The following is a 19604-nucleotide window of genomic DNA, read 5'->3' on the forward strand; positions in this document are numbered from 1 at the left end:
CGGTTCTTGGTTTAGCGAAACAGCTCCTCCCACGCCACAGTTGGTTCACCCTCTTGCTGTAACAAAGCCTTTTTCTGGGATAGCACCAGACCCAGCTTCTCCGGATTAAAATTCGCTGGGAAGAGGGTCGTTTGATCATAAACAGCACCACTCCAAAAGGTTTCTTCTATATTTGTTTCCCGTAAGTCAGCTCCAATTAAATTGGCTCCCCGTAAGTCTGTCTGTCGCAGATCAGCTCCTTTTAGTCGCGCTCTTTCCAAATTAGCCCCCTGAAAAATGCTCCTCTGTAAGTTGGCAGATTCTAAATAAGCCCCACGCAAGTTGGATCCCGGAAAGTAAGCTCCATATAGATTGGCCAACGACAAGTCAATCCCTTCTAGATCAGATCCTCCAACATATGCACCCGAGAGGTTGGCTTTTTGGGCATAGGCAAAGGTAAGAATTGCATTTTGCAGCTCAGCACCCGTCAGATTGGTCTCAATTAATAAGGCTTCAGAAAGGTCGGATCGATTCAGGAGAGCAAGACTGAGATTAGCCCAACTTAAATTGGCCCCTTGTAGATTGGATCCCTGTAAATCCAACTCGGGAAGATGAGCTTGCTCCAATTCAGCCTTAGATAAAGAGAGTTGAGGCAACAGCTCCAGTCGTGACAAAAAAGCCATGAGTGTCCCTCGCTCTGGCCCTTGAACTTCTGTTAGAGTGGTTAGAATTAAAGCCTGAATAAGTAAAACTTGATTATCGCTAGATTCTTTTTCCAGTATGGTTTCTCGCAGTTGTGTGAGAGAGAATCGTAGCCAAACCTGACGCTCAGCATAAGACTGTTTTCCTTGATCATACTGAACCAAAGCTAATACAACTAAACCAAGAGCTAGACCAGGCAGACTCATCTTTATTAACCGTGAAAGAAGTTGGATAATAGTTCGGTTCCAGGCTTTACCTTTCTGAAGGAAAAATTTCATGATGTTGATTTTGTTTCCAATTTGTGAATTGATTGCATTCATATTCTCTAGCCATCTGCATCTTGCAATCCAACAAAATAAACCCCAGATGTAAGTAACACCTGAGGCAAGGGAGCTTAACAAAAAGAAAAGGATGCCTGGCTAGAATTTAGGTAGCGCGGCCTCTCGCAGGAGATAAAATCCGGGCTGCACCAACAGGCACGGCTGAATCCCCGGTTTCAGGAGTCATTGCAGAAACAAAGTAGAAGGTGGAATTGCCATCCTGGACAAAACTAATACCTTCAATGTTGACCACAAGATGCTCACCTGGTTTAGCAGCCTCTTTCAGCGAGATGCTGATCTTGGTTGGCTCAATGGTGACATTTGCAGGTACAACTTCACCCATAGCTGTCCGAACAACCACAGCCCTAGCTTCTTGCAAGTTAAAGCACTGAATGGTTAGTCCAGTAACTTCTACTTCTGCAATGCCAACCTCGATGATGTGATCCCGTGCTAACCCGCCTGAAACATAGGAACGAGCCACAAAGGGACCCCGCGGATCGATGTTGCGGTTTAGAAACTGAGCCTGAGCGTGGGTCGCAAGAATGAGAACAGATGTGCCAGCCAGAACAAAAGTTGACACAATATTAAGAACGGAGCGTTTCACATTAACCTCTGGGAAGGGATAGAACGCCGCATCTTGATGTTGAACAGTCTAGATGTGTCCAGCGACAAGACGAAGCAAGGGAACCTTGAGGGCTTGAGGTTGCTTCTCTTTCCTCATGGTTTGAGTAAAAGCTCTTAGACTGAGAAAATGTTGAGTGAAAACTGTGGAGAGATGAAGAGTTTGCTGAAGCAGCGCTGAAGAATACCCTCAACTTTTGGGTAGTTCCTTGAGTCTTGATCAGTGGATCCCTGATTCAATCGATGTTCTGCTCTAGTAAATCTAGGAGCTGTAACTGTGATTTTGGCTTACGGATGAGGTTGTAGATAGTTGCATGTGGCTTTAGAGGCTTGTCTTCTGCCATATCCCACTGCGCCAACGGCTCACCATCAGGGATCCCAACCCAGCCACATAAATGAGGACGGCTAACCATCCTCCTACAGCCCCCCAACCCAACCCCGGCAAAAAGGGGAGCCAGCTTTGACCCGATGGGAAAATCATCATCTGCGCCAGCGGTAAGAACACCAGCCAGCTCATCCCGAGCATAATCACCATCGGTACCCGCACATCCCCCGCCCCCCGCAGGGATCCCAGTGCTGCGAAGTTGATGCCATCAAACAGGAAAGAGACACCGATAATTTTCAAAAGCAGCCCGCCCAAGCGGATAATGCTCGCAGCATTGGCATCGACTTCACTTACAAATAAGCTGATCAAGGGTTGGCCGAACAGAGCCAGTGTGCCGCCGATCACCGCCATGTACCCTAAAGTCCATCCCATCACCGCATTGCCCAGACGCTTAGCCCAGTTGGGTTGCCCAGAACCGATCGCCTGACCCACCAAGACAGTGGCGGACTGCTCCAAGCCAATGGCTGGCAAATAGGCAAAGCGAGACAACATCAGACAAATGTGGGCGGTTGCCCCCTCCACAGCTCCCACCTGCCCGATCATCAACTGAAATAGAGTGAAAGAACTCATATCCGCCAAGGAGTAAATCCAGATCGGCAGGCCCAATTTCAGCAATGGACGAATACGTCCTGTCGCCGCTAAGGGGTTCCAACCCCGGTTCCAAGTGTGTCGGCTGGCATAACTCCGATGGATCCACCCGGAGAGAAACACCAGCAGGTACAGGCTGAGCTCCACATACTCCGAGAGGATCGTGCCCCAAGCAGCTCCACCAATTCCCCAGCCAAAGCCAAAAATGAACAGAGCATTCAGCACCCCATTCAACAACACGCTACAGCCGCTCACACAGAGAGTGACCCAGGTGCGACCAATCCCGTTAAAAAATCCCGACAGGGAAAAGGTTCCCAACAGGGCGGATCCCCCCCAAACTCGGATCTGCCAATAGGCACTGGCCTGTTCAGAGACACCCTCCGGCAGAGGCAGCCCCGCGTAGAGAAGGCCCCCAAAAATCGAAAGCAGCCCACACAATGGGAACAAGGCTAACCCCACTCCTACCCCTGACCAAGCATGGCCAGAAGCCCCCTTCGGATCCCCAGCCGCATAGGTTTGGGCCACCAGAGTTTGGACCGCCCGACCTAGATTGATGAAAGGCCCGAGGGCAACAAGGGTAGGCAACCAAGCCGCGTTCATCCCGGCCAAGGCTTGGCTAGAGATCTGGCCTATAAACCAGGTATCGGTGATCCCCATCAAGGCTTGGATACTGGCGCTGAGAATCAAAGGGATCGCTAACCCAACCACGGCTCGATGATCCACCTGGGGGATCCCTTTTGCATCCAGCCGTTGTGCAACCACAACCATGTTGTCCTACTCGCCTGAGCAACACCAACCCTGCCCAGGCAGACTGTATGTTACATATGTAATACAAGCTTGGTCAAGGATGAAGACCACAGACTTAGGGATCCCGTTCTTTGCTGATTTCCCCTGTTCAGCCAGTTCACCAGCAGAAGCGCAAGGGCAAATCGGAGTCAAAATCCAACTGCCTGCCCAGGTGTTCGCCGTCAAAGCCCAGTTCCAGGTGATAGGTGGATCCCGCTTGCCACTCGATTTGAGATCCAACATCGATCGCAGCTCTGGGGAGGGATCCTCAAGCAGCAGGGCTGCTCAAGCGAACTCGGCTCACTTCCTTCAGGCCCAAAGGGTGTTGCAGGGGTTGGGCCTGCTCGGGTGGGTAGGTGTCTGGGCGGCTGGCAAAGCCGAGGAAAAACAACATCGGCTCGGTTAACTGCTGGGCATTGGTGGCAACAGAAATGCTGAGTGGTTCGGGTAAATAGGGGGGGGCGATAGGGCCAAATGGTGATCCAGCTCAAAGGTCATTTTTGTGTCAGGGCCAGATCTTGCCGGCTCAGAAAGGGTTTACAGGAGAGGGGGCATCCACAACCGTGAAATTGGGCACTCAAACCCTGGCAGTAAAGGGGAGCTGAGTTTGTCTTCTCCTAAGCAAGTTTTCAGGAGTGCCAATTGCTCTTGCTGGCGTTGATAGACCTCCACCTGTTGCTGTTGCCAGTCCACCACCCAATACTCTCCTATACCCCACGCCGACTGTAGAGCTTGATCTTGGTTTGCTTATCTCGGCTGACATTCCGGGATCCGAGACTCAGGACATGAAGCTCACACCACCTGCTGAGGCGAGGTGGTGGTGTCGGTGCTGACCTGTAACTCTCTGATGAGTCCACAGCTCACACAAACCAGCCCAGCTTCTAGGTGAGTATCGGGAACTTTTGCCCAAATACCCCTCACTGTCCTTTCGGCACGTGAGCTTAAGAACCCCTCTGGCAGCGATATTGTAAGAGCCATTCAGGTCTGCCGCATATCGCTTACCAGAGGCGAATTTTGCCAGAGCATAGTTCTTGCTGCAGTCGCGCTCCACAACTCCAGAGCCGTCATACGCCAGCTTTGAGGTATGGGCAGCAATCACATCGATGGTTTTGCCCCCAGCCTCTTGCCATTTCATCTCGCTATAGTCCCGAATCATGCTGTCGTGAGCGGTTTGGGTTGGCCATCGGCAACTACCAGCGGGGGATGCTCAGAGGTTCCCACCCCAAGTCTGCCACCTTGGTGAAGCGCCAGGATGGTTCCTACTACATCCAAATTGGTCTGGAATCGGAGCCACCTAAGCCGCAAGGCGGGGATAAGGTGTTGGGTGTGGATTTGGGGCGGACAGATATTGCTCACACACAGTGCTCCGCACCGCTAACGCGAACGGAGGGGCAGCACTGGAATGGACAAGACATAACCAAGGTTCGGGACCACTTTGCCAGCTTGAGAGCGAAGCTCCAGCACAAGGCCAGTAAGGGCACACGCAGTTCTAGACGCAGATGCCGTCAACTGCTGCAACGGTTGTCTGGCCGGGAGCGTCGGTTTCAAAGTTGGGTGAATCACAATGTTTCCAAACGCATCGTGGCAACCGCCGAAGCCCTTTCTGCCAGTGTTGCACTGGAAGATTTGACCGGGATTCGGGAACGGGTGAATCAACAGCCTCGCAACAAGACGGAGCGCAGACGCAGCAACAGTTGGGCGTTCCACCAGTTGAGGCTGTTTATCGTCCTCCGGACGACCCGGAGGGTCATTGGCTACAAGGCGTTGCGGTCTGGGATCAAGGTTGTGTTTGTGGATCCTAGGTACACCAGTTAAACCTGTCATCGCTGCCTGCACATTCATCCCGATCCCGACCAGTCGTATCGTGCTCCGCACGGCGCGGAGCGCCACTGGAGGGGTAAGCAGTTCCAGTGTGGGCATTGTGGTTGGCATGGGGATGCAGACTTTAACGGAGCCAAGAATATTCGTGCTCCGCACCGCTGGCGCGACCAAGCAATCGGGGCGCTTGTAAGCCGGTAGCCTCACTCCATTCGTCCAAGAATCGGTACAGACGACTGGCGGCAAACTGGTGATGCCACTTGGGCTGATGGGGCACATGTAAGTCTCCGTCGATCACCTCATAGCGCTTACCATCCTCAGGCATGAGGGCCAAATCTGAAGACGTGAAACGGGGGAGTACAGTCATGAGCGATCTCCTGTCCAGAGTTCTGAATCTAGTCTGCTCTAGAGTTCCTCCAAAATGCGAAATTGCACATGGTTAATGGCCAGCTCCCCAATCGAGGCTTGGTCGGTGTTGATCGTCTCAAACGGGATCCCTTTGGCGATCTCGGCATGGGTCCAGGGTAGGCCCATAAAATAGCGTTGCGGATACGGGCGTTCCCCCAGATCATCGGGATTCGACTCCATCGGCACCCACCCCCAACCGGGCAGATAAAACTCGATCCAAACATGGTTGTATTCCGGAAAGAGCGGGATCCGTTTCAACTCCGGGTGTGGAGGACATTTGTAGCGCCCCACCGTGCGGCAGGGGATCCCATTTAAGCGGGCCAACGCCAGCAGCAACCCGACATATTCCCCACAAGAGCCAGAGCCGCGACGCAACACCTCATCCGGCGGATCGATGCGCGATGTGACCCGATAGGAGAGCTTGTCATAGACATAGGCGCGGATATTCAGCATTTTGCGCAGCAGGTTGGTTTCGCTGCCAACTGCCAGTCGCGCCGCTTCCTGCACAATCGGGGTATGCATGGCCAGATCATCGTCATCCACCAAGTAGCGATCCCGTAACTCCAGCGGCAGCACGGCATCCTCCACATCCCTGGGATCAACGCAGTATTTGATGTTGTACACATCCAGCACCGCCCGCCAGCCAAATAGGCGCACCTCGTGCGGCCTTAGGGATCCCAAAGAGAACACCGCCACCTGCTGCCCCGATTGCTCCTCCAATTCAAAGGGCAGCCCTACCCAGTCAAGGCTGCACACCCGTTGGCGAGGGCTGTTGCAGGGCAACGCAATACGCCACACCAAATCCGGGAGTAGACGCGGCTCTTCTTGGGCGATTTCTTCCACGTAGGTCAGCTCCACCCGGTAACCGTGGGAAAGAGTATAGGTAACCCGTTCCCCCAGTCGCTGCGGCTGAAACACCACCGGGCAAGCGAACGCCTCGTCCAGAGGCTTAGAATCGGCTTCCACAGGCGGCGGGGGCGGTGGATCCAAAGGTCGCAATCGTAGGGGGGCTACCCAGGTTTTATCTCGTAAGGCAACCGACAAGGGATCCGGATCGTTGGGATTGTCGTGGATAAAGGCTTCTTCATGGGCATAGGCCACCCACATACGCCCCTGCCAATGGGCTAATCCCGTCGGGCCCGGAAAAGGGGTGAGAATGCGGGCCAATTCCCGTCCGCTCTGCCGCTCCAGCAAGTAAAGGGTTTCTTCTACCCGATCGCTTACCCAAAGGTAGTCTCCATGCAAGGCAATCTGTTCTCGGCCAATGCCAGGGGCGGGCATTTCCCCCACAATCAGGCCACTGCTGGGATCCAGTTGCAGAATCTTTTCCCGTTGGTAACAGGTGGCATAGAGAATGGACGAGCCCGTTTGCACGTCTTTCCAAAGGGCGATTCCTTCGATTGGGTAGGGGCAGGTACACACCTGAAACACCTCCAGGGATCCCGGTTGTTCCAAAGCCGCCATAGGGATGCGCAAAATTTGCCTTTCCTGCTCCCGACTTAGCCAGATCCAGGCTTGATCCCCCTCTGACTCCACCCACAAACCGTAGGCATCCTGAAAGGTATGGACATGATGGGGATTCAGGAGCAAGGTATTGTTCTCTTGCAGGTGCACCAAATAGCCCCGCAGCCGATCCAAGCCCAACAGGCGATCTCCCCAGGTGGCCAACCCTTCCAGAGCGACCAACCCTAGGGGTTGCAGAGGGGCTGGATCTCCATGCGGTAACGGAGCCATCGGCCACCAAGCGGGTTGGGATCCCGAGATTGCCGCTTCTGCCCTAGACTTCAGATCCGCTAGATCATTTGCCGGATGGACTGCAACCATGGAGGCTTCCTTTTGTGTGGGGGTTTGGGATCAGCCCTTTAGGCACAAAATTGAGCCACTCGGACTGCCCAACGCTTTTATGATGCGCCCCTTTGCAGCCGGTTACCACCCCAAGCGCTCCTGGCCCAAGGGATCCTGGGCTGTCTGTATCCCTCGCTAGTCTTGTCGGGGATGGAGAATGGGATGATGGCAAATGTTTTGCCGATGAGCAGGGTTCAAAAACAATGGTAGAAAATGGTCTGGCCTTGGGGGTTGGCGGTCTGCTGGCTGGGATCCTGGCCGGGTTTTTGGGGATTGGCGGGGGCACGATTTTGGTGCCCTTACAGGTGAGTTTGGGGATCCCGCCGATCCAGGCAGTGGCCACAAGCAATCTTTCCATTGTCATGACCTCGATCGCAGGCAGTGTGCAAAATTGGCGGATGGGCCTACTGGATCTGAAACGGGTGATCCTGCTGGGGATCCCAGCTCTGATCACGGCTCAGGTGGGGGCGATGATCGCCAGCCGTATTCCCGGCTACCTGCTGTTGGCTGCCTTTGGGGTGTTGCTGTTGGTGAATACCTATCTGGTGGAGCTGCGCAAGAAAGTGGCCAGTCAGGCCCAGCTGTTGGAGAAGCAGGTTGCTGCTGAAAATTCTGCTGAAAATTCTGCATCTCCGATTGAGGGGCTGGGGTTGGGAGAGGGGCCGCAAGGGATCCCGTTGCCCAGCGCTAGGGAACCCATGCCGGCTTGGTTGGCTCGCACCCTCACGGGGGGCACCGCTGGATTGCTAGCTGGTCTGTTTGGCATTGGCGGTGGGGTGATTATGGTGCCGATGCAGATTCTACTGTTGCAGGAGACGATCAAAGTGGCCATTCAAACCAGCCTCGGAGCAATCGTGATCACGGCCATTGCCGCCACCACAAGCCACGCCGGCCTGAGCGACCTGATTTGGAATGGCCTTGGATGGGGGGATGGAACCCTGCGCCAGAATGTGCTGTGGATCCCGGGGTTGATCTTAGGGACAGGCGGGTTGATCGGCGTTCAGATCAGTACCCGCACCCTGCCCAAATTGCCCGATAAAACTGTTAGCCTGCTGTTCCGGGGCTTTCTGGCCATCCTCTCCCTCTACATCTTTTGGCAAGCCTGGCAAGATTACCAAGCCTCTTAACCCTGCCCCTATTGGAACACCGTGATGAACAAGGTCTGGGATCCAGAGCGGTTCTGTTGGTCAAAGGCGGTGACCCGGAACTGCCAAACGCCAGCGGGATCCCCGAACACAACCCGGAAGTCGGTCGTGAAGCTACAGAAAGTGGATCCCGGATTGCAATTCACTTGCTGCGGATTAAAAAACTGATTTTGCACCCGCGTACCACTCGGGTTGAAGGTTTCTAGCGCAATGAATTGACTAAAACGGGCACCGCCGGGCACACTGACTTGAACCGTAAAGGGCGGCGTAGCCTGTCCTACCTGTACAGATGTCGGGGCATTAATAAACGAAACCACCGGGTTTTGGGTTGGGGGCACAATCGATCCCCCTGAGCTACCACTGTCTCCACAAGCGGCTAGCCCAGTGGCCAAGATTCCGGTAGCCAACACGGTTAAAGCAGCACGTTGCATCCTTCAATCCCTCACAAAAAGCAGAAAAAATCCTAGACCCCATTGGGGTTTGCGGTCTGGGGTGGCTCGATTCTAAGACACTCCCCGCTGACACAGTCCGAGAAAGAATTCGCAATGACGCAAATATTTACGAGGCTTCGCGTACACTTTTGGGGTTTCATGGATCGGGGTTCAAAACAAGAGCAAGCGCCGCAATAGCAAAGCCATCACTGAAACAAAACTGGCCACGATCACCTGACCGGGCAAGGTATAGCCTGAGTAAAGCTGAATCCACTGTAGCAACTGTCGATCCCAGGGTTGCGTCGCCAGCAGATAAACAATCCCCGTGATATGAACCAACACCAAAGCGGCCAAACTGCCGGATCCCAGCTCCTGTAAACCTACCGGCGGCAGGGCTCTATTTCCGAAGGAAGTCTCCGACGAAGCGGGCAAACGGAGTCGGCGTTGACGGGTACGGCGAGACGGGGATGGCTTGGGATCCCGTTGCTGAAAGGCGATGATTCCACAGACCCAGGCCCCTGGCAAAAACCCTAGCAGATAGCCAAATGAGGGCTGGTACAGGTACTGCCACCCTCCCCCCTGGGCAAACACCTGCAACCCCGCCAACCCCAACCCCAGGTAAACAATCTGGGCATACACCGCTGCCACTGGACCCGCCAAACAAGCCGTCAGCAACACACCGCCAATTTGTAACGAAAAGCTGTAGCCCCCCAACCAGGGCATCTCTGCAGGAAAACTGAGGTGAGTCAGGGTGCCCAAAATGGTCAGGATCACCCCAATCGCTGTCCACAGCCATTCCAAAGGAGTTAAGAGCAGGCCAAAGCGCATAAGCGGGGGGAAATCTTTCCCTATGCTAAGAGAGGAGGTGTGTTGTGATGGCGGAAAAAGGGTGGTAAAAGCAGAGTGGATTGAACTGGCCCAGGCCCTAGCCGATGCTGCTGGAGCGGTGATCCGTCCCTTGTTTCGAGGAGACTTGCAAGCAGAATACAAAGAGGCCCGTTCCCCCATTGTGACCATAGCTGACCGGGAAGCAGAACAGGCAATGCGGGCTTTGCTGACGGCTCAAGTGCCAGACCACAACATCCTTGGGGAAGAATTTGGTCTGCACCAGACGGGATCCCCCTACACCTGGGTTCTGGATCCGCTGGATGGCACCATCGCCTTTTCCACCGGCAAACCCACCTTCGGCACCCTGATTGCCCTTTTAGAAGACGACCGCCCGATTTTGGGTGTTATCGATCAACCGATCCTGCGAGAACGCTGGCTGGGGGTACAGGGGCAACCCACCCAATTCAACCGCCAACCTGCTCAGACCAAAACCAACACCGATCTAGGCCGCGCTTATCTCAGTTGCACCACCCCTGATCTGTTCACTCAGCCCGACCAACAGCGACGCTTCCAGCAGCTGAGTCAATCCGTTCACATTACCTCCTACGGCGGCGATTGCTACCAGTATGGCCTTTTGGCCAGTGGGCATATTGATGTGGTGATGGAGTGTGGCCTTGCCCTCTACGATTTTGCCGCCCTGATTCCGGTCGTTGAGGGATCCGGCGGTGTCATTACCGATTGGCAAGGGGATCCCCTTACCCGTACCTCCACTGGGGAAGTGCTGGCCGCCGCCAACCCCAGTTTGCATCAACAAGCCCTAGCTCAAATCAAGCAGGTTGCAATACCTGGCGGCAGTTGACCAAAGGCATCACCCGTTCCCCAAACCGCTGCACATCGGTGATGAAATCCGGGAAGGTGAAGAGGATCCCGTCAATGCTGGTTTGGCTGGCAATGCGATTCAGCTCTCGGGCCACGGTCTCATAGGAACCAATAAGGGTCGGGATCCCCATAAACGCTTCCGCCTGATAACGCTTCACATTCACACCGACGGGATCCGTATTGGCTGCCCCTTTCCAACCCAGTAGGGCCTCAATATCTCCCCCTTCCATATAGTGCTCGGCAGTGGCTTGGGCTTCCGCATCCGTTTCTCCCATCACCACCGTAAACAGAGCATAGGTGCCCACTGTGCGCCCCACCTCTTGGCCAAACGCCTTCAACCGATCACTGATGTGAGCCGCTTCTTCAAAGGGGGCCAAGATAAAATTGTGGTTGCCCATTTCCGCCGTAAAGCGCATGCCTCGCTCCGAGTGTCCCGCACAAACAATCGGAATCTCCCGAGAAGGCCGAGGCTGGCAAAGGCAATCTTCCAACTGAAAATACCGACCTTGATAGGTGACGCGCCCCTGCTCCCAGAGCAGCTTCATCACCTGGACATACTCGGTGGCATAGTCGTAACGGTAGCTGTAGTACTCATCCCCCGGCCACAAGCCCATTTGCGCATACTCCAACTTGTTCCAGCCGGTCACAATATTGAGGCCAAACCGCCCATGACTGATATCGTCCAAGGTCACGCACATGCGAGCGGCCACAGCGGGGTGCAGCGTGGGCAGGGCCACCGACGCATAGAGATGGATTTTTTCGGTAACCGCCGCCAAACCCGCCATCAAGGTAAAAGACTCCAGGGCATAATCCCAAAACTGGGTTTCCCCCTTAAAGCCCCGCCACTTGATCATAGAAAGGACAAACTCAAAGCCATACTGCTCCGCCAGCAGGGTGATCTGCTTGTTTAACTCAAAGGTGGGCATGTACTGGGGTGAGTTGACAGAGATGATCCAGCCGTTGTTGGCGATGGGAATGAAGACCCCAAACTGCAAGTAACCCATAAGCAAGACCTCTCCGGCAACCATTTGCAAACCTCTGTGGAGGACGAGCCTCAGCCCGCAGCCTTATCTAAGCCGGTTCAAGGTGAGAAAATTGTGCGCAACACTACGATGGTTCTCAACCCACAAAGTCTGAAACCCATAGCAAACCGCTGCTAGACTGTAGAATCAAATACAAAGTTGGCCAAGTTTTGGCTAACGGGTTTTGGCTAATACGTGATCCGCGCTGGCTCCCCCTAGGGAGTGCGTTTGGCATCCGGTCATCTCAGCGGGGAGGAGATATCGTGGCGACAGGTGGATATGCGTTGGTGGATAGCCTGCATCGACATGGGGTGCAGCACATTTTTGGCTATCCCGGTGGGGCGATCCTGCCCATCTACGACGAGCTGTACAAAGCCGAGTCGCAAGGGATCCTCAAGCACTACTTGGTGCGCCACGAGCAGGGAGCTGCCCATGCCGCTGATGGGTATGCTCGTGCCACCGGCAAGGTTGGGGTTTGTTTTGCTACCTCTGGCCCCGGAGCCACCAATTTGGTTACCGGCATTGCCAACGCCATGATGGATTCAGTGGCCATGGTGGTGATTACGGGTCAGGTACCCCGCCATTTGATTGGCACGGATGGATTTCAAGAAACCGATATTTTTGGCATCACGCTGCCCATCGTCAAGCACTCCTACGTGGTACGGGATCCCCGCGACATGTCGCGGATTGTGGCAGAGGCATTCCACATCGCTGGTACGGGGCGACCAGGGCCGGTTTTGGTGGATATCCCCAAGGATGTGGGCCTGGAGGAGTTTGACTATCAACCTGTCAGCGAGATCAATATTCCCGGCTACAAGCCGACCGTGCGGGGGAATCCGCGGCAAATTCATGCCGCTGCTAAGCTGATCCTGCAGGCCAAACAACCCTTACTCTACGTGGGCGGTGGGGCGATTATCTCCGGGGCCCACGCCGAAATTGCTGAGTTGGCCCACACCTATCGGATCCCGGTTACCACCACCTTGATGGGCAAGGGAGCCTTTGATGAGAACGATCCCCTATCGGTTGGGATGCTGGGGATGCACGGCACGGCTTATGCCAATTTCGCCGTGACCGAGTGTGATCTACTGATTGCCGTGGGGGCCCGCTTCGATGACCGGGTAACCGGTAAGTTAGACGAATTTGCCAAGCACGCCAAGGTGATCCACATCGATATTGACCCAGCTGAGGTGGGCAAAAATCGCGGGCCGGATGTGCCGATTGTGGGGGATGTGCGTACCGTTCTGGTGGAGATGCTGGCCCAGCTGAGCAAAATGCCCTCTACACCCGGTATTACTCAGGCTTGGCTGGATCGGATTGAACGTTGGAAGCGGGATTACCCCCTGCAAGTGCCCAGCTACGAGGGCGTGATTGCTCCCCAACAGGTGATCGATGCCTTTCGTCGTCATGCCCCCCACGCCTACTACACCACCGATGTCGGTCAGCATCAAATGTGGGCGGCGCAGTTCTTGCGCAATGGGCCGCGCCAGTGGATCTCTAGTTCTGGGCTGGGCACGATGGGCTACGGGTTCCCAGCGGCGATGGGGGTAAAAGTGGCGCTACCCGAGCATGAGGTGATCTGTATTAGCGGCGATGCCAGTTTTCAGATGAATATGCAGGAGCTGGGCACGGTAGCCCAGTATGGAATTGCTACCAAGGTCGCCATCATCAACAACGGTTGGCAAGGAATGGTGCGCCAGTGGCAGCAGGCCTTCCATGGGGAGCGCTACTCCCATTCGGATATGGCTCCCGGTATGCCGGATTTTGTCAAGCTGGCTGAGGCTTTTGGGGTGAAAGGGATCCGTGTTGATCACCCCGATCAACTGGAGGATGCTGTTCAGGAGATTCTTCGCCACGAGGGGCCAGTAGTAGCGGATTTTGTGGTCAAGCGGGATGAAAACTGCTACCCAATGGTGCCCTCTGGCAAGGCCAACTACCAGATGATCGGGATCCCGGATAAGCGGCAACTGGAGCAGGCAGCCGAGTTGATCTACTGCCCCAACTGCGGCACTAAGAATCCGACTTTGCACAAGTTCTGTACCGAATGTGGTACGAAACTCTGAAGCCGTGGGCCTGGCTTCATCAGCCCGGATGGTGGCGTAACCGGAATCCTCCGGTGGAGGATCCCGTGAGAGAAAGGTTTACCCCTACAACGGTCGGTAGGTGCGGTAATTGATATTCGGGAAAATGTTGTCCATGTACTCCACCTTGGACAGCCATTCTTCCTCTTCTGGGCTGGCTTTTTCCCGCCGAAACTGGCCTTCCTTGATCTTTTCGTAGAGGTGACTGAAACGCAGCAGATGAGATTTGGTGCGGCGCACCGCATAGGGAACCATCGTCCCCGTGCGCATAATAAAGGCCCAGTCCGAGGATTGTGCCAGAAGCAGCTCTCGGGCTGCTTGATTCAAGGCCCGCCACTCCAGATCATCAGCCGGTTCCCGGTAGCTCAGCTCAATCATCCGCTCCGTCGCCTTGTGCAAATGGGGATAAATCCAGGCGTTGGTTTGGTTGAGCCAATACTCGTGAAACCCACGCGCCCCCCAACTGGATTGGGCCGGTTTACACACCTGCTGGGTTGGATGTTCCCGCAGATATTCCGCCAAATGGGTCATGCGGTAGGTGGATTGATCAAAGTAGCTCTTGCGAATCAAGTAATCAAGGAACCAGGGCCCTTCGTACCACCAATGGCCAAACAGTTCGGCATCATAAGGTGCCACCACCAGCGGCGGACGACCCATGACCCCATACAGATGTTCAATTTGTCGCTGGCGATTAAACATGAAGTTGCCCGCATGTTCGGCTGCTTTTTCTCGCGCCCAATAGGGGTCGTACAATTGTTTTTGACCGAGATCAAGATTGCGTCCGGTGATGCGGTGGTACTTAATGCCGGTGTTTTTCCGTTGGCCGTTGGGCATAATGTAGGGCTTGATGTACTCGTAATCCGCCTCATAGCCCAAATCCTTGTAGAACTCGCGGTAGACCGGATCCCCCGGATAGCCCACTTCCGCCGACCACACCTGCTGGGAAGACTCGTGATCGCGCCCGAAAACAGCAACGCCCGTCTCAGTAAAAATGGGGGCGTAAATGCCATAGCGGGGCCGAGGTTTGGCATAGAGAATCCCGTGGCCATCCGTAATCATGTAGCGGAGACCCACATCCGCAATCATCCGCTCCAGACCCTGGTAGTAGGCACATTCCGGCAACCAAATCCCTCGCGGCCACTGACCAAAATGCTCGTTGTAATGTTCACAAGCAACAAGCAGCTGGGCCCAAACAGCCTGAGGATACATTTGCATCAAGGGCAGATAGCCGTGGGTGGCTCCACAGGTGATGATCTCCAGGTTGCCGCTATCTTGAAACCTCTTGAACGCCCTGACCAAGTCCCGATCGTAGCGTTCCCATAGATCCCGAACTCTAGAAAATTCCTTGACGTAATGCTCTGCTAGATAGCGAATGTGGCCATTGGTCACGTTTTTGTCGTATTCCAATTGGGCCAATTCTTCCAGCTTGGTTAAATACTCGTCGTAGCGCTCCTGAAGTAAGGGATCCCGTAACATCGACACCAGGGGCGGCGTCAAGGACATGGTAAAGCGAAAATCGATTCCATCTCGCTCTAGCCCCTCAAACATGTGCAACAGAGGGACGTAGGTCTCCGTGATGGCTTCGTACAGCCACTCCTCTTCCAGCACAAAGTCCTGCTCAGGGTGACGCACAAACGGCAGGTGGGCATGGAGTACCAACGCGAGATAACCCATATCGGCCAGGGATCCTCAAATGAACGGATAAATCTCAACCTCCCCATCCAGTCCATCTGCAGAGAAATCTGTAGAGAAGGTTAAGGCTGTGATTGCTACCTATCGTCTAGCATTTCAACCCCTGGGTCAAGGGCCGGGATCGCTGGGGATCACTCACAAGAGGGGGCTTCAGCAGGGATTGGGTAGGGATCTCGGCAGAGCTTAGCGGTGACGAATCAGGTCGTAGATTTCCAGATATTCCTTGCCTGGGTAGTTCCAGGAGTAGTCGTAGTTCATGCCCTGGATTTGCAACTGTTGGAATTGGGTGGGAGATTCGTACCAAAGATCGATAGCCCGATCCAAGGCAGACTCTATAGCTGCCGGATCCGTCTGATAAAACACATAGCCATTGCGCTGCTCAGGTAATTTTTGCGTGTCATAGTCCCGGTCAAAGACAGTATCCACCAAGCCACCAACGCCTCTTACAACCGGAACTGTGCCATATTTCAACCCGATCATCTGGGTCAGGCCACAAGGCTCGTAATGGCTGGGCACCACAATGAGATCTGCTCCGGCATAGATCAAGTGGGAGAGTTCTTCATTGAATCCCAGCTCGATGTGAATATCTGGGTTATCGTTCAGGTGGCGCTTTTCGTGAGCAAACCAGGCCCCAATCGCCCGCTCGGTGGCAGCCCCCAGCAACACAAACTGGGCATTTTTGAACAGGGCACGATAGATGGCGTGGTGTACCAAATGCACTCCCTTTTGTTCATCCAGCCGTCCAATATAGGCGACGATCGGCTTATTGACATCTTGCAACAGAAGGCGATCCCGTAGGGCTTTCTTGTTTTTGGCTTTGTTCGCTAGGGTTTTGGCCGTATAGGTAGCAGGGATAAAACGGTCAATCTCAGGGTTCCAAATATCGTAGTCAATGCCATTCAAGACACCACGGAACTTATTTTGGTGCAGAAACAGGGTATGACCCAGCCCATAGCTATAGTCGCCAAATCGCACCTCTAGGGCATGGTTGGGGGAAACAGTGGTGACAAAATTGGAAAATACGATCCCCCCTTTCATGAAGTTCAGAGCAAAGGGATTGAAATTATCCCGTAAACGATCGTAGTGGAAGTAGTAGGATTCGCGATTAAGGCCAGTTGCCCAAAGGATCTCAGGGCCGCCAAACCCCTGATGCTTAAAGTTATGGATGGTGTAGCACACCCGCTGATTCCACATGCCGTTGTATTTGTAAATCTCAAATAACAAAACCGGCACTAACCCCGTCTGCCAATCGTGGCAATGGATCACATCCGGACGTTTGTTGCTGCGCAAGAGAAACTCCAGCGCTGCCTTGCTAAAAAAGGCAAACCGCATGTTGTCATCGTGGCAGCCGTAATAACAACCGCGGTTGAAGAAGTTATCTCCCGAGTGAGGCTCGATAAAAAAGCAGAGACGCCCATGCACCCAACCGCAGTACACCGAGCAGTGAATCGCCCCGCCATACCAAGGCACCCAGAGTTCACGGTAGGCATCGTGTAGCCCCCAGATCTGGTCGTAGCGCATGTTGTCATACTTGGGCAAAATCAGCTCAACACAGTGGCCGCGCCCTTCCAACTCCCGACTGAGGCCGTACACCACATCGCCCAGACCTCCCGCCTTGATTACCGGGGCACACTCAGACGCAATCTGCACGATGTACATTTCTAGATCTCCTGCATCAGAGCCTTACCTTTCTTCACAAAAGATAATCGCTTTTGGCCGCGATAGGATATCCCCTTGTAATGACACGGCAATGACAAAGGATCCCTCTACCGGGATCCCTGGGGTGTACCTAAGCTAGGCCGACTGGGTTCAGGCTCAAATCGTTTGATCCGATAGGCAAGAGCACTGCTGGTGAATGGAGGAGCCCCTCTTCTGGGATGGGATCCCTGGACATGAGGGGGTAACCTCAGCCTTGCCAACCAAAGCTAGAGATCCTTTTGACGAATCAAATTTAACGAATCAAACGGCTAACACCTGGGTGATAGTACCGCTCTTCGATCCAGGTGCGCAACTCATCTTCAGAGAAGATAGCAGCGGATGTCCCCGTTTTTGGATCGTAAGCATGCCAGAGGACATGACCAGCTCGATCGCGGCTTTGCCAAACTTGCACCTCATCGGAGCCAACCCAGAAGTTCGCTACCGCTTGCCAGGCGCGTTTCAGTCCTAATCCAAGCGCTTGCAAAGTGGCGCGAAACCGCGCAGAAGCCGTTTGAGATTCAGATTCAGCCCCTTCCATTTCATGGAGCGGGATCCAACCTTGAGAAACCTTGAGGGGGGTGCTTTTCATACCGATGACCGTTGAGCCTGTTCACATTCCCAACCTATCGATTGCCTCAGAAAGGATCAAAACATCTTCTGCATGGGATCCATGAATACTTTCGATAGATAACAGCCTGTTTCCACAGTCCTTTTTCAGGTGGATCCCCTTCCCTAATTCCCCTTCCCTAATGAGGATCCCACCGTCTTCTAAAGCCGTAGTCGCAGGTCTTATCAGCTCAGGTCTTATCAGCTTATCTGCAGCTCTACTCAGGACGGATCCCTCTGTAGACATACTGACTCAATGAGTAGCAAGTGAACCTGCGACTTTCCCTTCTCCACCGGACACGAACCCTATGAATAGCTGAAAAAAGACGGGATCCTGACCAGTAAGCAGTATGATTACTTCATGTTTTTTTGAAAAATTGTCAATGATTTCAGAGCATGACTTTCTCAAAAAGAGTTTCAGGGAGGATACCTTCTCCTCCAGTCTTTGTCATTATTAGAGATAGTGCTCTCTCATAGTTCTGTCACTCTTATCCCACATTTAATTGGGTTATTTTCCCATACAGTGGTTTTCTTCATTTGCTGGCTCGTGCTGATTATGCGCTGTATCAGGTGAAACATCTGGGGCACAATCGAAGACACCTGGCCTGAGGTTTATATCCAGTGCCTGTGGGAGAATGGGTCAAGACAAGGGCAAAACGGTTGCCCAGTGTCGTACATTCAGTCTCCAGCAGTCTCCAGCTCTGGCTGGATTTGAGCAGCTATAGGTCAATTCATGGGATCCGCCACCCTTCCTCCAACCCTCAAGGCTCAGCCCACCTTTCCGCTCACTGCCGTGGTTGGGCAGCAGCCGATCAAACTAGCCCTACTCTTAGCCGCTGTGGATCCCGGCTTGGGAGGAGTGGTGATCGTCGGGCCACGCGGTACAGCCAAATCTGTTCTGGCCAGAGGGATCCATGCCCTGCTCCCCCCAATTGAAGTGATCGCCGGATCCTTTTGCAACGATGATCCGACTCAACCGGGCACCTGGTCAGACTGGGCCAAAACCCATTTTTCTCCCACTTCATCTCTCCCAAAACAAGTGATCCCGGCACCTTTTGTGCAAATTCCCTTGGGAGTGACCGAGGATCGCCTCCTGGGATCCGTAGACGTGGGGGCTTCCGTAGAGCGGGGGGAAACTGTGTTTCAGCCGGGATTGCTAGCAGCAGCCCATCGGGGAGTGTTGTATGTGGATGACATTAACCTCCTGGATGACCAAATTGCCAACTTACTGCTGACGGTGGTGGGAGATGGGGTCAACCGGCTAGAGCGGGAAGGGATCAGCCTGCAACATCCCTGTCGGCCCCTACTGGTAGCCACCTATAACCCCGAAGAAGGCCCGCTCCGGCCACATCTGCTGGATCGGATGGCCATGGTGCTACCTGCTGACTTGGATCTCACCTTGGAGGAGCGGCGGGAAATTGCGCAACGGGCCAACCTCTTTAGCGACACTCCGGAGACCTTCTTGGCTGAGCAAGAGCCTGAACTGGAGGATCTGCGCACCCGCATCCTTTTGGCACGGGAATGGCTGCCACAAGTTAAACCCCAACGGGATCAGATTAACTATCTGGTGCAAGAAGCCATCCGAGGTCATGTTCAAGGGCATCGGGGAGAACAGTTTGCCCTGCGAGCGGCCTGTGCTTTGGCAGCCCTAGAAGGACGAGATCGCCTTTTGGCGGAGGATTTGCAACAGGCGGTGCAATTGGTGCTCCTGCCCCGTGCCCAGTACGATCCCACCCAACCCCCCCCGCCGCCGCCGCCCCCCCCTCCCGAACC

At 54.2% G+C, this 19604-nt stretch carries 17 protein-coding genes and 2 pseudogenes; 6 read left to right on the forward strand and 13 right to left on the reverse strand.

The window, feature by feature from the left end; translation table 11 throughout:
• Positions 1-11: 11 nt before the first annotated feature.
• The 3 genes from JX360_RS13325 to JX360_RS13335 form a co-directional block, all read right to left on the reverse strand.
• Positions 12-1001 carry a pentapeptide repeat-containing protein gene (locus JX360_RS13325; RefSeq protein ID WP_244351854.1) on the reverse strand — a complete coding sequence of 330 codons (990 nt, stop codon included), beginning with the start codon at positions 999-1001 and terminating at the stop codon, positions 12-14.
• 106 nt (positions 1002-1107) lie between these two features.
• Positions 1108-1605, reverse strand: a complete 498-nt coding sequence (locus tag JX360_RS13330) for a hypothetical protein (RefSeq protein WP_244351856.1) — start codon at positions 1603-1605, stop codon at positions 1108-1110.
• Positions 1606-1944: 339 nt separating this feature from the next.
• Positions 1945-3363 carry an MATE family efflux transporter gene (locus JX360_RS13335; RefSeq protein ID WP_244351858.1) on the reverse strand — a complete coding sequence of 473 codons (1419 nt, stop codon included), beginning with the start codon at positions 3361-3363 and terminating at the stop codon, positions 1945-1947.
• A gap of 79 nt (positions 3364-3442) precedes the next feature.
• Here JX360_RS13335 and JX360_RS13340 point away from each other — a divergent pair, with 79 nt between their 5' ends.
• A complete protein-coding gene (locus tag JX360_RS13340) occupies positions 3443-3787 on the forward strand; it encodes a hypothetical protein (protein WP_244351860.1) in 345 nt (114 codons plus the stop codon).
• A gap of 131 nt (positions 3788-3918) precedes the next feature.
• Here JX360_RS13340 and JX360_RS13345 read toward each other — a convergent pair whose 3' ends face one another.
• Both JX360_RS13345 and JX360_RS18030 read right to left on the reverse strand, forming a co-directional pair.
• A complete protein-coding gene (locus tag JX360_RS13345) occupies positions 3919-4092 on the reverse strand; it encodes a Uma2 family endonuclease (RefSeq protein WP_341830557.1) in 174 nt (57 codons plus the stop codon).
• 67 nt (positions 4093-4159) lie between these two features.
• Positions 4160-4534 (reverse strand): annotated as a pseudogene (locus tag JX360_RS18030) (hypothetical protein); the annotation flags it as partial.
• 8 nt (positions 4535-4542) lie between these two features.
• On the opposite strand from JX360_RS18030, the pseudogene JX360_RS13350 reads away from it, so the two are divergent.
• Positions 4543-5400 (forward strand): annotated as a pseudogene (locus JX360_RS13350) (RNA-guided endonuclease InsQ/TnpB family protein); the annotation flags it as partial.
• Here JX360_RS13350 and JX360_RS13355 read toward each other — a convergent pair.
• On the reverse strand, positions 5327-5566 hold the full coding sequence (locus JX360_RS13355) for a hypothetical protein (RefSeq protein WP_244351863.1): 240 nt from the start codon (positions 5564-5566) through the stop codon (positions 5327-5329). The pseudogene JX360_RS13350 and the gene JX360_RS13355 overlap by 74 nt on opposite strands.
• Before the next feature lie 38 nt (positions 5567-5604).
• Complete coding sequence (locus tag JX360_RS13360) at positions 5605-7431, reverse strand: transglutaminase domain-containing protein (RefSeq protein ID WP_244351865.1); 1827 nt, start codon at positions 7429-7431, stop codon at positions 5605-5607.
• A 224-nt stretch (positions 7432-7655) separates the two neighbouring features.
• On the opposite strand from JX360_RS13360, the gene JX360_RS13365 reads away from it, so the two are divergent.
• Positions 7656-8579 (forward strand): sulfite exporter TauE/SafE family protein, encoded by a 924-nt coding sequence (locus JX360_RS13365; RefSeq protein WP_244351867.1) that lies wholly within the window; start codon positions 7656-7658, stop codon positions 8577-8579.
• An 8-nt stretch (positions 8580-8587) separates the two neighbouring features.
• On the opposite strand, the gene JX360_RS13370 is transcribed toward JX360_RS13365, so the two are convergent.
• Together JX360_RS13370 and JX360_RS13375 are read right to left on the reverse strand one after the other, a co-directional pair.
• Positions 8588-9028, reverse strand: coding sequence for a hypothetical protein (locus JX360_RS13370; protein WP_244351869.1), 441 nt, complete (start codon positions 9026-9028; stop codon positions 8588-8590).
• A gap of 171 nt (positions 9029-9199) precedes the next feature.
• Positions 9200-9856, reverse strand: a complete 657-nt coding sequence (locus JX360_RS13375) for a biotin transporter BioY (protein WP_244351871.1) — start codon at positions 9854-9856, stop codon at positions 9200-9202.
• Between the two features lie 22 nt (positions 9857-9878).
• Between JX360_RS13375 and hisN the strand changes: the two genes are divergently transcribed.
• Positions 9879-10715, forward strand: a complete 837-nt coding sequence (hisN, locus tag JX360_RS13380) for a histidinol-phosphatase (RefSeq protein WP_244351874.1) — start codon at positions 9879-9881, stop codon at positions 10713-10715.
• On the opposite strand, the gene JX360_RS13385 is transcribed toward hisN, so the two are convergent.
• Positions 10684-11730, reverse strand: coding sequence for an LLM class flavin-dependent oxidoreductase (locus JX360_RS13385; RefSeq protein WP_425244410.1), 1047 nt, complete (start codon positions 11728-11730; stop codon positions 10684-10686). The two genes, hisN and JX360_RS13385, sit on opposite strands and share 32 nt — an antisense overlap.
• A 290-nt stretch (positions 11731-12020) precedes the next feature.
• Between JX360_RS13385 and ilvB the strand changes: the two genes are divergently transcribed.
• Positions 12021-13817, forward strand: coding sequence for a biosynthetic-type acetolactate synthase large subunit (ilvB, locus tag JX360_RS13390; protein ID WP_244351878.1), 1797 nt, complete (start codon positions 12021-12023; stop codon positions 13815-13817).
• 84 nt (positions 13818-13901) lie between these two features.
• Here ilvB and JX360_RS13395 read toward each other — a convergent pair whose 3' ends face one another.
• The 3 genes from JX360_RS13395 to JX360_RS13405 all read right to left on the reverse strand — a co-directional run bounded on the left by JX360_RS13395 (position 13902) and on the right by JX360_RS13405 (position 17814).
• Positions 13902-15509, reverse strand: coding sequence for a glycoside hydrolase family 57 protein (locus tag JX360_RS13395; RefSeq protein WP_244351880.1), 1608 nt, complete (start codon positions 15507-15509; stop codon positions 13902-13904).
• 201 nt (positions 15510-15710) lie between these two features.
• The gene (gene glgA, locus JX360_RS13400; protein WP_244351882.1) at positions 15711-17186 is read right to left on the reverse strand and encodes a glycogen synthase GlgA; all 1476 of its coding nucleotides are present in this window, start codon (positions 17184-17186) and stop codon (positions 15711-15713) included.
• Between the two features lie 292 nt (positions 17187-17478).
• The gene (locus tag JX360_RS13405) at positions 17479-17814 is read right to left on the reverse strand and encodes a hypothetical protein (protein WP_244351884.1); all 336 of its coding nucleotides are present in this window, start codon (positions 17812-17814) and stop codon (positions 17479-17481) included.
• Positions 17815-18564: 750 nt separating this feature from the next.
• On the opposite strand from JX360_RS13405, the gene JX360_RS13410 reads away from it, so the two are divergent.
• A partial coding sequence (locus JX360_RS13410; protein ID WP_244351886.1) for a magnesium chelatase ATPase subunit I occupies positions 18565-19604 on the forward strand: 1040 nt, incomplete at its 3' end.

It is taken from the genome of Thermostichus vulcanus str. 'Rupite' (assembly GCF_022848905.1).
GTDB lineage: Bacteria > Cyanobacteriota > Cyanobacteriia > Thermostichales > Thermostichaceae > Thermostichus > Thermostichus vulcanus_A.